The sequence below is a fragment of the Streptomyces sp. JLBT605 genome, from assembly GCF_058215555.1.
Genome location: NZ_CM177087.1, coordinates 3,820,743 through 3,833,668 on the forward strand (window position 1 = coordinate 3,820,743; position 12,926 = coordinate 3,833,668).

At 74.5% G+C, this 12,926-nt stretch carries 11 protein-coding genes; 6 read left to right on the plus strand and 5 right to left on the minus strand.

Annotated features, from left to right (window positions below; translation table 11 throughout):
• The gene (locus tag AC4BDD_RS16610; RefSeq protein WP_490686220.1) at positions 1-684 is read right to left on the minus strand and encodes an HD domain-containing protein; all 684 of its coding nucleotides are present in this window, start codon (positions 682-684) and stop codon (positions 1-3) included.
• Between the two features lie 78 nt (positions 685-762).
• Here AC4BDD_RS16610 and AC4BDD_RS16615 point away from each other — a divergent pair, with 78 nt between their 5' ends.
• Complete coding sequence (locus AC4BDD_RS16615; protein ID WP_490686221.1) at positions 763-1,512, plus strand: copper homeostasis protein CutC; 750 nt, start codon at positions 763-765, stop codon at positions 1,510-1,512.
• 74 nt (positions 1,513-1,586) lie between these two features.
• Here the strand turns inward: AC4BDD_RS16615 and AC4BDD_RS16620 are convergent, their stop codons facing one another.
• Positions 1,587-3,701 carry a HelD family protein gene (locus AC4BDD_RS16620; RefSeq protein ID WP_490686222.1) on the minus strand — a complete coding sequence of 705 codons (2,115 nt, stop codon included), beginning with the start codon at positions 3,699-3,701 and terminating at the stop codon, positions 1,587-1,589.
• 361 nt (positions 3,702-4,062) lie between these two features.
• Here AC4BDD_RS16620 and AC4BDD_RS16625 point away from each other — a divergent pair, with 361 nt between their 5' ends.
• Both AC4BDD_RS16625 and AC4BDD_RS16630 read left to right on the plus strand, forming a co-directional pair.
• Entirely contained in the window at positions 4,063-4,266 is a 204-nt protein-coding gene (locus tag AC4BDD_RS16625) for a hypothetical protein (protein WP_490686223.1), read from the plus strand.
• A gap of 292 nt (positions 4,267-4,558) precedes the next feature.
• Positions 4,559-4,837, plus strand: a complete 279-nt coding sequence (locus AC4BDD_RS16630; RefSeq protein ID WP_490686224.1) for a hypothetical protein — start codon at positions 4,559-4,561, stop codon at positions 4,835-4,837.
• A gap of 19 nt (positions 4,838-4,856) precedes the next feature.
• Here the strand turns inward: AC4BDD_RS16630 and AC4BDD_RS16635 are convergent, their stop codons facing one another.
• Positions 4,857-6,506 carry a DNA repair helicase XPB gene (locus AC4BDD_RS16635; protein ID WP_490686225.1) on the minus strand — a complete coding sequence of 550 codons (1,650 nt, stop codon included), beginning with the start codon at positions 6,504-6,506 and terminating at the stop codon, positions 4,857-4,859.
• A 176-nt stretch (positions 6,507-6,682) separates the two neighbouring features.
• Positions 6,683-9,595: a helicase-associated domain-containing protein gene (locus AC4BDD_RS16640; protein WP_490686226.1), complete on the minus strand. Its 2,913-nt coding sequence runs from the start codon at positions 9,593-9,595 to the stop codon at positions 6,683-6,685.
• A gap of 131 nt (positions 9,596-9,726) precedes the next feature.
• Here AC4BDD_RS16640 and AC4BDD_RS16645 point away from each other — a divergent pair, with 131 nt between their 5' ends.
• A complete protein-coding gene (locus AC4BDD_RS16645; protein WP_490686227.1) occupies positions 9,727-11,166 on the plus strand; it encodes a hypothetical protein in 1,440 nt (479 codons plus the stop codon).
• Positions 11,167-11,221: 55 nt separating this feature from the next.
• Complete coding sequence (locus AC4BDD_RS16650) at positions 11,222-11,875, plus strand: HAD family hydrolase (protein ID WP_490686228.1); 654 nt, start codon at positions 11,222-11,224, stop codon at positions 11,873-11,875.
• A 196-nt stretch (positions 11,876-12,071) separates the two neighbouring features.
• Here the strand turns inward: AC4BDD_RS16650 and AC4BDD_RS16655 are convergent, their stop codons facing one another.
• Positions 12,072-12,347 (minus strand): hypothetical protein, encoded by a 276-nt coding sequence (locus AC4BDD_RS16655; protein WP_490686229.1) that lies wholly within the window; start codon positions 12,345-12,347, stop codon positions 12,072-12,074.
• 162 nt (positions 12,348-12,509) lie between these two features.
• Here AC4BDD_RS16655 and AC4BDD_RS16660 point away from each other — a divergent pair, with 162 nt between their 5' ends.
• Positions 12,510-12,893: a cold-shock protein gene (locus tag AC4BDD_RS16660; protein ID WP_490686230.1), complete on the plus strand. Its 384-nt coding sequence runs from the start codon at positions 12,510-12,512 to the stop codon at positions 12,891-12,893.
• Positions 12,894-12,926: the final 33 nt, after the last annotated feature.

The window sequence follows — 12,926 nt, forward strand, 5'->3', positions numbered from 1 at the left end:
TCAGACCTCCAGCAACTCCAGCTCCGCGCCGAGGTTGTGGCGCGCCGTGCGCTCCCAGTGCTCCTGGCCGTACGGGGTGCGGAACAGCCGGGGCAGCCCGAGCAGATGGCGCAGCACCGCCGCCCGTCCCTCCCGGAAGGCGGCGTCCGGCACGAAGCCGTACTCCTGCCGCACGCCCGCCGCGTACGTCGCGTAACTCTGCGGGGACCCGGCCAGCACCGCCAGGTCCGCGTCGCACAGCACCTCGCCGTTGCGGTCCCCGGGGGCCGGGTCGTGGTCGGTGGTCAGCCGGACCAGCCGTGCCACCTCGGCGGTGCGGTCCGCCGGTACCCCCGCCTCCGGTAGCGCCCGCTCGGCGAGCCGGGCGCTGCGCTCCTCGTTGGTCGACCGGTCCGGGAGGTAGACCGCGTCATGGAACCAGGCGGCGAGCGCCACCGCGTCCGGATCGGCCGCGTGCCCGGCCAGCGTGTCGACGTGGTCGAGGACCGCGATGAGGTGGTTGGTGGTGTGGTAGTGGCGCTGCGGCTCGGCCCAGCGGTCGAGCAGGTCCTTCCCGTACGGATGGGGGTCGGGGTGGCAGGCACCCTCCCGGGCGCTGTTGAGCAGCGCCACCCAGCGCGTGAGCAGCGCGTCGTGGGCCGGGTGATCCGACCGGTCCGTTCGGTGGGGACGGGGCGTGGCCATGGGCCAATTGTGGGGCATGGGGACAGCTGCGGTGAGGCCGTGTTCCCTCGGCGGGGCGCGTGTGGCAGGCTGTGCTACATGTCTAGACCAATTCTTGAGGTGATCGCTCTCGACGCGACGGACGCGGTCGCTGCCCAGGCCGGAGGCGCCGACCGCCTCGAACTGGTCACCGACATGGCGGCCGACGGCCTCACCCCCGCCCGCGAGACCTTCGCGGCGGTCCGCGCCGCCGTCCACCTCCCGCTGCGGGTGATGCTCCGGGCCACCGACGGCTTCGCGGCCGGCGGCGCGGCGGCACTCGACGCGCTGTGCCGGACGGCCCAGGCGCTGCGCGCGGAAGGCGCCGAGGAGTTCGTCCTCGGCTTCCTGACCGCCGACGGCCGGCCCGACCTGGCGGCGATCGACGCCCTGACCGAGGCCCTCGGCGCGGTCCGGTGGACGTTCCACCGGGCCATCGACCACGCCGCGGACCGCGAGGCCCTGCGCAAGCAGCTCGCCTACGCGCCCGGCCTGGACACCTACCTCACGGCGGGCTCGGCGCGCGGTGTGGACGACGGCCTGCCGACCCTGCTGGCCGAGGCGGCCCGCGGTGGCGGTCACCGGAGCGGCGCCGCGGAGCCTGCGACCGGCGACCCCGATCCCGGTTACGCCCCTCGCCTCATGGTGGGCGGCGGTCTGCGCCTCGACCACCTGCCCGCCCTGCGCGCGGCCGGAATCGACGCCTTCCACATCGGCGGGGCGAGCCGGCCGGCCGGCTGGTCGGGCCCGGTCGACGAGGCGGCGGTCCGCACCTGGCGCGAGGCGCTGGACGCGGTGGTTCCGGTCTGATGTGCGGAGGCGGTCAGCACCTCGCGTAGTGCGGTGCCGGCCGCCTCGGCGACGGGCGGGACGGCCCGCGGCTGTCAGCCCAACTGCTCCGGCAGCGGCGCCGCGTGCACCACGGCCAGCCCTGACACCGCTCGGGTCAGCGCCACATACAGCCGCCGCAGGCCGGTGCGTTCGTCCGGTTCGCCGTCGACCACGGCGGCCGGCTCGTCCAGCACCACATGGTCGTACTCCAGACCCTTGGCCAGCGTCGCCGGCACCAGGGTCAGCCGGGACTCGGCCGTGGTCTCCTCGCCGGGCGCGAGATACGCCAGCCCGGCGTCCGTCAGCGCCTCGGCGAGCACCGGAATACGGGCGTCCGCCGCGATCAGGCCGATGGAACCCTCGTGCTCCAGGGCCCTCCGGCAGGCCGCCACCACCTCCGCGTCCAGCGCGTCCGCCGCCACGGCCCGCACCGAGAAGTCTCCCGCCGCCTCCCGGATCGAGGTCGCCTCCGTCAGGCCCGGCGCGATGGCCGGCAGCAGCCGCGAGGCGTACGCGATGACCTGGCGGGGTACCCGGAACCCCTGCGTCAGCTCCTCGATCAGCCCCTCCGGCTTGCCGAGGTGGGCCAGCGCCTCCTGCCAACTGCCCGTAGCCCAGGGTGTGGTGCCCTGCGCCAGGTCGCCGAGGATGGTCGCCGAGCCGGTCGTGCAGCGGCGGCCCACCGCCCGGTACTGCATCGGGGAGAGGTCCTGCGCCTCGTCCAGCACGACATGCCCCAGCGAGGGCGTGCGCTGGATCAGATCGGCCGCCTCGTCGATCAGCACCGCGTCCGCCGGTGACCACTTCGCCGACTTCACGCTGCGGGCCGGCTTCGCCCACAGCACCGCCTGCTGCTCCTCGGCCGAGAGCAGCCCGGCCGCGTGCTCGGCCAGGAAGTCGGCATCGGTGAGCAGTCGCAGCACCAGCTTGGCCGGGTCGACCGGCGGCCAGAGAGCCTTGACCGTCGCCTTCACCGCCGCGTTGCGCGCGACCGCGTCCTGCACCCGGTCGTCCGGCGCCTCGCCCGCCTGCTCCATCCGCACCAGCACCGCGTGCGCGATCCGCTGCGGCAGCGCCTCGCGGGCCGCCCCGTACCGGATGTCCCGGTCGAGCAGCTCGCGCACGATCTCCTCGATCTCGTGGGCCGGTACCCGCCAGCGGCGCGAGCCGCGCACCACGACGCACGGCTCGGTGGGCAGGGTGACGTGCGAGCGCAGGCCGCGCCGCAGCACCTCGGCCAGCCGCGCGTCCCCCTTGATACGGGCCGCCTCGGCGTCGTCCGCGCCCCGCACCTGCACGCCCTCGCGGGCCACCAGGTCGTCCACGGTGGCCTGCTTGACCTGCAACTCACCGAGCGCCGGCAGCACCTGCTCGATGTACTGCAGGAAGGAGCGGTTCGGCCCGATGACCAGGGTGCCGGTGCGTGCCAGCCGCTCGCGGTGCGCGTAGAGCAGATACGCGATCCGGTGCAGGCCGACCGCGGTCTTCCCGGTGCCGGGTGCCCCCTGGACGCAGACCGTGCCGCCGATCCCGGCCCGGACGATCTCGTCCTGCTCGGGCTGGATGGTCGCCACGATGTCGCGCATCGGGCCGACGCGCGGCCGCTCGATCTCGGACTGGAGCAGCTTGCCGGCGGTCCCGCTCTCGGCCGGGTCGGTGAGGTCCTCGTCCTCGTACGCCGTCAACTCGCCGCCGGTGTAGCCGAACCGGCGGCGCAGCCGCACGTCCATCGGCTCTTTCTTGGACGCCTGGTAGAAGGGCTGGGAGACCGGCGCCCGCCAGTCGATCACCATCGGGTCGCCGTCGGCGTCGTGCACATGCCGCCGCCCGATGTAGAAGTCCTCCCCTTCCGCCCCCTCGGCCTTGTCCGCTCCCGGGGCGTACAGATAGTGCAGCCGTCCGAAGAAGAGGGGGGTGTGGGCGAGGTCGGCCAGCGCCTTGATCCGCTCGTCGATCTGGTGCTGGAGGACGACGGCGTTCACCCAGTTCGCGGTGACGTCGGTGATGTCGAGCGCCTCGACATCGGCCCGCATGGCGCGCAGCGCGGCCCGGGAGGCGGTGAGATGCGCGCGCTCCCGCTCCAGCGGGTCGCGTGCGTCGCGTGCGTCACAGGTGTCATGGGCGTGCTGATCATGTTGATCGTGCAGGTCAGGGGCGTGCGAGGGCACGGTGGGGCCTCCGGCTGGGTACGGCTGTCCGGTGATGCGGGAAGTGGTGCGCGCGCGTCGTCACGCGCGCGTGCCGCCCGGTTTCCGTCCGGACGGCGGCTCCGCGAGCAGGCCCGGGCGGGGCCGTGCGGGAGGCGGCGGGATGTCCCCGGATCGAGCCCGGGAAGGGGCGAGTGTAACCATCGGGCACGGCGCGCGCGAACGATTTTCCGCGCCCGCGGGGCCCTCGGCCCTCAGCTCTTCTCAGGGATGCCGTCGTCCTCCCGTAGGGGACGGCTGCCCCTGTGGTCGTACGCACACGGCCTGCTGATTACCCCGGCAGACCGATGTGCTCCAAACGCGTGAATCGCATCCTGGAGACATGAGCGCAGCAGCCATCAACCCATCCATCGGCCCCGCCCACGACCCCTCCGCGCACGGCGCCACCGCCCTGCGCGAGGAGTCCGAGGGGCACCCCCGGCACCTCCTCGGAAACGCTTTGCGCGCGATCAAGGTCTTCGCGACCACGGCCTTCGGCGTCGTCGTGCTCGGCGAGTACAGCGACGAGATACGCACCGCCCACTGAGCGCCCGGCTGAGTACGGACTGAGTACCCGACTGAGTACGCGGCCCGATCCGGCCTGTCCGTGGCCCGGCGTTGACTGCCGTCATGAGCGTTCCGCCGCCGCAGACCCGTCCCCCTCGTCGCACACCCTGTCGAACGGCCCGTCCTTCCAGCCCCTGCGGCACCCGGCCCACCCGGCCACGCCCCGGCACGGCTGCGCGCCCCCGCCGGCGTTCCCGGCGCCCCCCGTCCTCCCGGGGTACGAGCTGGACCGCAGGGCATGGATCGCCCCGCTGATCGCGACGATCCTCGCGGTGCCGCTGGTCCTGATCGACGTGTTCTTGGTCGGCCTCTCGCCCATGGCGGCCGACGCCTGCGGACCGGACGACTGCCCAGCCGAGCTGGACAGCGCCCTGGCACGCCTCCCGATGATGCTGGGCATCTCGGCGCTGGCCACCCTGGCGCTGCTCGTCCCCGCCTGGGCCCTGCCCACGCAGGTGCGCCATCGCGGGCGACGCGCGCTCCTCAGCCTGCTGGCCCCGCTGCCGCTGCTGGTGACGCTGCACGCTCTGATGACGCTGCCCGTCCCCTGAGCGGCTGGGTTGGCGCGGCTCAGACGTCCTCGTCGGCGAGGAGCGCGCTCGCGTCCACGATCCGGTAGGCGTACCCCTGCTCGGCGAGGAAGCGCTGGCGGTGGGCGGCGAAGTCCTGGTCGATGGTGTCGCGGGCGACGACCGAGTAGAAGACCGCCGGGTGGCCGTCCGCCTTCGGCCGCAGCACCCGGCCCAGCCGCTGGGCCTCCTCCTGACGGGAGCCGAACGTGCCCGAGACCTGGATGGCGACCGTCGCCTCCGGCAGATCGATGGAGAAGTTGGCGACCTTGGACACCACCAGAACCGAGATCTCACCCCGCCGGAACGCGTCGAACAGCTTCTCGCGCTGCGCGTTCGACGTCTCACCCTTGATGACCGGCGCGTCCAGGTGCTCGCCCAGCTCGTCCAGCTGGTCGATGTACTGCCCGATGACCAGCGTCTGCTGGCCCCGGTGCTTGGCCACCAGCGCCTCGGTGATGTGCCGCTTGGAGTCCGTGGTGGCGCAGAAGCGGTACTTCTCCTCCGTCTCCGCCGTCGCGTACGCCAGCCGCTCGGAGCCGGTCAGATTGACCCGGACCTCCACACAGTCCGCGGGCGCGATGTACCCCTGCGCCTCGATCTCCTTCCACGGAGCGTCGAACCGCTTCGGGCCGATCAGCGAGAAGACATCCGACTCACGCCCGTCCTCCCGGACCAGGGTGGCGGTCAGCCCCAGCCGGCGCCGCGCCTGGAGGTCCGCGGTGAACTTGAAGACGGGGGCGGGCAGCAGATGCACCTCGTCGTAGACGATCAGCCCCCAGTCGCGGGAGTCGAACAGCTCCAGATGCGGGTAGACGCCCTTCCGCTTGGTCGTCAGCACCTGGTAGGTCGCGATGGTGACCGGCCGGATCTCCTTCCTCGTACCGCTGTACTCGCCGATCTCGTCCTCCGTCAGCGAGGTCCGCTTCACCAGCTCGTGCTTCCACTGCCGGGCCGAGACGGTGTTGGTCACCAGGATCAGCGTGGTCGACTTGGCGGTCGCCATCGCACCCGCTCCGACCAGCGTCTTCCCCGCGCCACAGGGCAGCACGACGACACCCGATCCGCCGTGCCAGAAGCCCTCCACCGCCTGCCGCTGATACGGCCGCAGCGCCCAGCCGTCCTCGCGCAGCTCGATCGGGTGCGCCTCGCCGTCCACGTAACCGGCCAGGTCCTCCGCCGGCCACCCCAGCTTCAGCAGCACCTGCTTGATCTGCCCCCGCTCGGAGGGGTGCACGACCACCGTGTCCGGGTCGAGCCGGGCGCCGACCAGCGGCTGGATCTTCCTCGACCGCAGCACCTCCTCCAGGACCGGACGGTCGCTGCTCTCCAGCACCAGCCCGTGGGTGGGGTGCTTGAGCAGCCGCAGCCGCCCGTAGCGGGCCATGGTCTCGGCGATGTCGACCAGCAGGGCGTGCGGCACGGGGTAGCGGGAGTGCGAGACCAGGGCGTCGACCACCTGCTCGGCGTCATGCCCGGCGGCGCGCGCGTTCCACAGGCCCAGCGGCGTCACCCGGTAGGTGTGGATGTGCTCGGGGGCGCGTTCCAGCTCCGCGAAGGGCGCGATGGCGCGACGGCAGGCGTCCGCCTGCTCGTGGTCGACTTCCAGGAGCAGGGTCTTGTCGCTTTGCACGATCAGAGGTCCGGTCACGCGCGTGAGCCCTTTCCGTCCGCTTGCCTTCCGCTGCGCGGCCCGCCGAGGACGCCGGGGCGCCGGAGCGGCCAAACATCCAGTGTCCACCATCGGCGGACGTACCGGGGCGGGCCGCGGAAGAAGCCGGCGGGAGCCGTACTCGCGAGCCGGCCTCGAGGAGACGCCGGACCAGGTCAGATCGCGTCGTCGGCGAGTTCGGCGGCTCCGGTGACGCGGTGCAGGGGGTAGGTGCGGACCTCGTCGGCGGTGTGGTCGTAGGCCGTGACGAAGCCGCCCTCCACCCGGATCGGGGCGATCACCCGCTGGCTGGCGGCGCCGTCGGCACTGACGTAGCCGATCCAGACCGCCGAGCCGGTGAGGACGGCGGCCTGCATGGTGGCCAGGGTGTCGGCGACGGTGCTGCGCGGCAGACCGCCGGCGGTGGTGGCGGCGGGCTCGGTGCGGCCGGCGGGCGCGGGTACCGGCTTGTGCGGGGTGGTCGCGGCCCGGTCCCCGGCCCGGATGGCCCGCACCGCCGCGCCGAGCAGCGTCGCATCGGGGATCGGCGGCCCCTCCGGCACCGGCACCGGGGCGGCGCGCGGCGGGGTGCGGTGGGCGTCGGCCCGGGTGACCAGCACATCGCCCTCGGCGGACTCGGCGGCGGGCGCGTAGCCCATCGCCCGCAGGCCGTCGAGCAGCGCGTCCGGGGCGGTCTGGGCGGCCAGCACGGTGGGCGCCAGCCGGCGCAGACGCAGGTTCGCGGAGCGCCGGTCGGCGAGGATCTCGGCCAGCAGCGCGTCGTCGTCGCAGCGGACGTACGCCGAGGCGGCGCCGATCCGCAGCCGGCCGTGCCGCCTGGCCACATCGTCGATGAGGTAGGCGAGCGGCTGCGGGACCGGGGTGCGGGAGTGCCGCTCGAGGAAGGCGTGCAGATCGGTCGCCGAGCGGCCGGCGTCCAGGGCGCGGCGCACCGAGGCGGGGGTGAAGCGGTAGACGGTCGCGCCACCTTTGGACTCGACCTCGGCCAGCACGCCGAGCGCGTCCGCGAGCGGCCGCTCCAGCGGGCCGGGGGCGACGGCGGTGAGGTCGGCCTGGAGCAGGACGTGGTCCAGCGGTTCGGGCAGCAGCGGCGCCAGCAGCCGGGCCGCCTGCGCCGCGGCGGCGGCGACCTCGGCGGGGGAGGGCGCGGCGGCGCTCGCGTGCTCGGGGGCCGGGATGGCGGTGGCCCCCGCCTCGGCTTCGGCCCCGGTTTCGCTGGTGCTGGGGCCGGCGGGCGGGTGGGTCGGGCCGAGGAGGGCTCGGCCGTGGGCGGAGAGGGCGCCGCGGCCGGTGACGCCGAGCAACTCCGCCTCGGCGCGGGCCCAACGGGCCAGCCGGGAGCGGAGGTCCTCCGCGGGTGCGGCCGAGGCGGAGTGACCGGGTTGCGCGCCGGGCTGACCGGGTTGCCCGGCGGTTTCGGACGTGCCGGGGGCGTACGGGCCACGCGCCTCCGGACGCGCCGCGCTCGCGCCGGCGCCTGTCACCAGGCCGGCGCCGGGGCCCGTGACCTGGCCGGCGCCCGCGCCCGTGGCGTCCGCGGTGCCGGTGGGGCGGGCCGGGGCCGTGGCCGCGCGGGAGGGGCCGGCGCCGCGCAGCGGGCGCTCCCAGCGGAGCCGGGCCAGCAGCGCCTCCTCGTCCGCCGAGACGCCGGGCGGCAGGGCGGCGAGGAGTTCCAGCACCCGGCGGCGTACCTCCGGGGCGGGGGATCGGTCCAGCTCAGGGCCGAGGGCGGAGAGCGTACGGCCCTTGGGGTCGCGGCTGCCGACCAGCCCGGCGGTCCGGGTGGCGGCCAGCCACGCGGTGGCGAGCGCGGCCCAGCGTTCCTCGGCGGGGAGACGGAGCCAGTCGTCGTACTCGGGGGTGGGCGCGTAGCGCTCGTCCGCGTCCCCGTCCGAGGCCAGCAGCCCGGCGGCGTAGGCGAGTTCGAGCCAGAAGGCGGCCACCGGCTCGGTCGCGTCGAGAGCGGCGGCGGTCCGCTTGAGATCCCGGACGCTCACCCCGCCCGCGCGCAGCACCAGGGGCCCGCCGGTGTCCCAGAGCTTGAGCAGCTCCTCGATGGTCGTCAGCGCGGTGTACGCCTGGCCCGCGGCCGCGGCGTCCACAGCCTGTGGACGGTGTTCGGCCGCCGACCGGAGGGCGGGCGGCAGTGGCTCGGGGGCGCGGTGTGCCCGCCCGCCGCGCAGATGCAGGGCCGCCTCCCGGGGCAGCACCACATGGCGGGGGCCGGAGGGCAGCAGCAGACCGCGGGCCATCAGCCACCGCACCGGGGGAGAGGGGGAGCTGACCGACACCTCGCCGTACGGCGGACCCCAGGTCAGCCGGGCGAGGATCGCGGTGGCGTCCGAAGGCGCCTCGGCGAGCAGCTCGGCCATCCGCGTACGGTCCGTGAAGAGCGAGGTCAGCGCGGCGACCGCGGTCACCGGGTCATGGGTGGCGGGCAGCCCGGCGGCGGCGATGATCTCCTGGAGGCGGCCGGGTGACATGCCGGCCGTCGCCTCCGCCACCGTCGGCCCCAGGCCGGTCGGTGAGGGGGCGTTGCTGGCGGGGGCAAGCAGTTCGCGGGCGGTGCGGACCAGTCGCAGCCGGTCGTCGCCGCCCCAGAGCAGGGCCTGCGCCCGGAGCGTGGCCACGGCCCTGGGCAGCTGTGCGGCGATGGCGCCCCGCGACTGAGCGTCGGCGGCGGGCGGCGGGGGTTCATCCGCGGCCGGGGGGCCGGGCGTGTCGCCGGTCATCAGGGCGAGCAGCGTCTCGTACCCGCAGGGGTCGGGAGCGACCGCCAGGGCCTCCGCGGTCTGCAGCGTGAAGCGGTTCAGGCGCTCGATGGCCCGTACGACCGAGGCGCGGGTACCGGCCCGGGTGGCCAGCTGCGTCAGATCGTTGGGGACGGGCGAGAGCAGGTCGGGGCGGGCGCGCAGCAGCACGGCCAGGGCCTCGTCGGGGCGGGTGCGCAGCTCCTCGGCGAGAGTGCGCGGGGCCGCGTCACCGGTCCGCGCGGCCGTCCGCTCGCCGTCCCGGTCGCTTCCATTTCCCGCCGTCGGTGACGTCCGCGGGGGCCGCGAGTTGGTCATTCGACCCACAGTAGCGGGTGGACATGACGTGGACCCGGGGCGCGGACACCTCGATCGCCGGGGCCGGCGCGGTACCGTCGGAACGTTCCGGAATGGCGGGACACCAACGGTGCGCGACCGCAGGGGTTTTGGTGGGGATCGAAAGCGATCGGCTCGTGTACGACTATCTGAGCCAGGTCGGCGACCTGGCTCAGCAGTGCGGGCTGCCGTCCCGCGACCGGATGCGCTTGGTCGCCACACTGCGCTCGGAGATCGACCAGCGGCGCGCGGGGGCCGGGTCGGGCGGGCAGAGCGAGGCCGGGGTGAAGCGGATCCTGGGCAAACTCGGCACGCCCGCCGAGGTCGTCGCCAAGGCGGGCGGCGACGGCAACGGACACGGCAACGGATACGGCGGCGGCCTGGGCGGCGATATGTCCGGTAGCGGCACGTCTGGCGGTGGCACGTCCCGTGGCGGCACGCGCGGCGGCGACTTCGCCCCGGCGCCCCCCGCTCCCGCCCGCCCCGGCGACGGACACGAAGGCTCCGGTGCGACGGCTCGGGAGGCCGGTGCGGCTTCCCGGGCGGCCGGGGCCGCGGACCGGGAAGAGTCCGCAGGCCCGGGTGGCGCCGAACCGGTGAGCCAGGTCGCCGAGCCGCCCGGCGGGGCCGCCCCCGGTGGCCCGGTGCCCCAGGAGGCCCCCGTCCGCAAGCTCTCCCGCACCACCCGGGAGCGGCTGGCCGGATTCGCCGAGCGGAGCGGGCTGGGCGGGCTGACCACCAAGGGTGGCCTGACGTCGAAGGGCGGGCTGACCGGAAAGGGCGTGCCCGGGCCGCGCACCGGAGCCGAGCCGGACCCCGACCGGCCGCGGACCGCCTCGCCGCCGCACCTGGCGGGCGAGGACGAGCTCAGTTCCCGCGAGTCCGACCCCGACTGGTGGCGGACGGACCCCGGTCCCTTCACAGAGCAGCGCGAGGCGCCGTTCGGTGCCGTCGACGGATTCACCGGCGGTATCGAGATCCCCGAACTCCTCAGGCCGCCGACCGCCGGGGGTGCCGGCCCGCAGCGGGGACGGGACGCGGACGGCGTCGAGGGGGACACGCGCGAGGCGACCGGCGGCCACGGCGGCACCGGGGCCGGAGCCGACGGCGGCGCCGTGGGTGAGGGCGCGGGCGCTGGGGGGTCGGCCGGCCTGCTGCGCCGTGCGCTGCGCCGCCGCGGCAAGGCCGCGGAGTCGGCGGGAGCCGGCCGCGGCAGCATCGGGCCGGTGCTGCTGCTGTCGATCCTGCTGCTGGTCGCGGGCGCCGTCCTGGGCAACGTGATCGTGCTGGCGATCGGCTGGGTGATCGCCTACTACCTGGGGCGGCTCAGCCCCCAGGAGGCCAAGCTGGCCGTGCTGGGCGTCCCCGGGCTGGTCGCGGGCGGAGCGATGGTCTGGCTGTGGGGGCGGCTGGACGGCCGGTGGGGGGAGCCGATCCCGGAGGGCGGGATGGCGGACGTGCTCAAGGAGACCTGGCCGGTGGTGGTCCGCACCGCGGCCGTCCTCTCGGCGCTCTTCCTGCTGTGGCGGGGCCGGCGCCGCCAGCGCGGCTGAGGGACGAATCGGGCCGGCCGGAACGGCCGAGGCGCCGCACGGCAGAATGTTCGCCATGGCTGACAAGGCGGCGTACTCCGACACGGCCGGATTCACGGTCGGGTTCGACCTCGATATGACCCTGATCGACTCACGGCCCGGCATCAAGGCGGCGTTCGTGGAGCTGTCCGCGCGGACCGGCACCTTCGTCGACGCCGACCTGGCCATCACCCGGCTGGGTCCGCCGCTGGAGCAGGAGCTGGCGCACTGGTTCCCCGCGGCGCGGATCGAGGAGATCGCCGACCTGTACCGGGAGCTCTACCCGCACTACGCCATAGCCCCCACGACGGCGATGCCGGGAGCCCGCGAGGCGATCGAGGCCGTGCGGCGGCTGGGCGGGCGGGCCATCGTCGTCACCGCCAAGCACGAGCCGAACGCCAAGCTGCACCTGAGCCACCTGGGCATGGAACCGGACGCCGTCATCGGCTGGCTGTGGGCCGAGGCCAAGGCGGAGGCGCTGCGCGAGCACGAGGCGGCGGTCTACGTCGGCGATCACCTCGGAGACGTGCGCGGGGCACGCACCGCGGGCGCGTTGTCCGTCGCGGTCCCCACCGGCCCGTGCGGGGCTGAGGAGTTGCGCGCCGCCGGAGCCGACGTGGTGCTGCCCGACCTGACGGCCTTCCCGGCCTGGCTGGAGAGCCATCTCACCGCCGGCGCCGCCCGCGGCTGACCCCCGTTGGCCCCGTCCGGCGCCGCCCGGGCCTGAGCGCCGTCGCCCTCACCCTCGCCGACGCCGGCCCGGGCCTGGACATCCGTTGGCCGGGCCGCCTGGGTGACTGAACGTCCGTTGGCCGGGCCGCCAGGGTGTTCGGAACATCCGCCGGCCCGGGCCGCCCGAGCTCAACTCCGTTGGTCCGGGCCGTCGCTCAGCCCGGGTTCGCGGCCGAGCCGGCGCCCTCCGGTGTCCGGGCCTGCCGACGCTGGGCCGCGATCGACCGCAGCAGTCCGGCGGCGGCGAGCGCGAAGCCCACGCCCATCAGCATGCTGACCAGATACGCGACGGTCGGCAGCGGGTCGGCGCCGAGCAGCAGCGGGGCGATGGTGGCCAGCGTGGCCACCGCCCCGACCGCGAAGACGATGGCACCGGCTCGTACCAGGCCGTCGCCCGGCACGCTGTCGTTCGATCCAGGTGTGTCACTCACCGCACCAGGGTAGGTCGAAAGCGGGCAGGAACCACCCGGGTACGTCTTGTCACCAGGCTCCGGACCATTAGCCTTGGTGGTGGCGGGTCCTACGACCCGCTCTAGTGCTATCCAGAGCTGTTTTTCCGTGATTTCCGACGAGTGACGAGGACGAGGACAGACGTGCCTACCGGCAAGGTCAAGTGGTTCAACAGCGAGAAGGGCTTCGGCTTTCTCTCCCGTGATGACGGCGGCGACGTCTTCGTGCATTCGTCGGTGCTTCCGGACGGCGTGGACTCGCTGAAGCCGGGGCAGCGCGTCGAGTTCGGTGTGGTGGCCGGCAACCGCGGTGACCAGGCGCTTTCCGTGAACGTCCTCGACCCTGCGCCCTCGGTTGCGGCCGCGCAGCGCCGTAAGCCCGATGAGCTGGCCTCGATCGTCCAGGACCTCACCACGCTGCTGGAGAACGTGACGCAGCAGCTGGAGCGCGGTCGTTATCCGGACAAGTCCCAGGGGAGCAAGATCGCGGGGATGCTGCGCGCGGTCGCCGACCAGCTCGACGTCTGACCGCCTGACCGCCTGACCGCCTCACCGTCTGCC

Excerpts from the sequence above, each read along its gene's own strand:
- AC4BDD_RS16640 (WP_490686226.1), bottom strand. The coding sequence starts at position 9,595 with ATGACCAACTCGCGGCCCCCGCGGACGTCACCGACGGCGGGAAATGGA.
- AC4BDD_RS16625 (WP_490686223.1), top strand. The coding sequence starts at position 4,063 with ATGAGCGCAGCAGCCATCAACCCATCCATCGGCCCCGCCCACGACCCC.
- AC4BDD_RS16650 (WP_490686228.1), top strand. The coding sequence starts at position 11,222 with ATGGCTGACAAGGCGGCGTACTCCGACACGGCCGGATTCACGGTCGGG.
- AC4BDD_RS16615 (WP_490686221.1), top strand. The coding sequence starts at position 763 with ATGTCTAGACCAATTCTTGAGGTGATCGCTCTCGACGCGACGGACGCG.
- AC4BDD_RS16610 (WP_490686220.1), bottom strand. The coding sequence starts at position 684 with ATGGCCACGCCCCGTCCCCACCGAACGGACCGGTCGGATCACCCGGCC.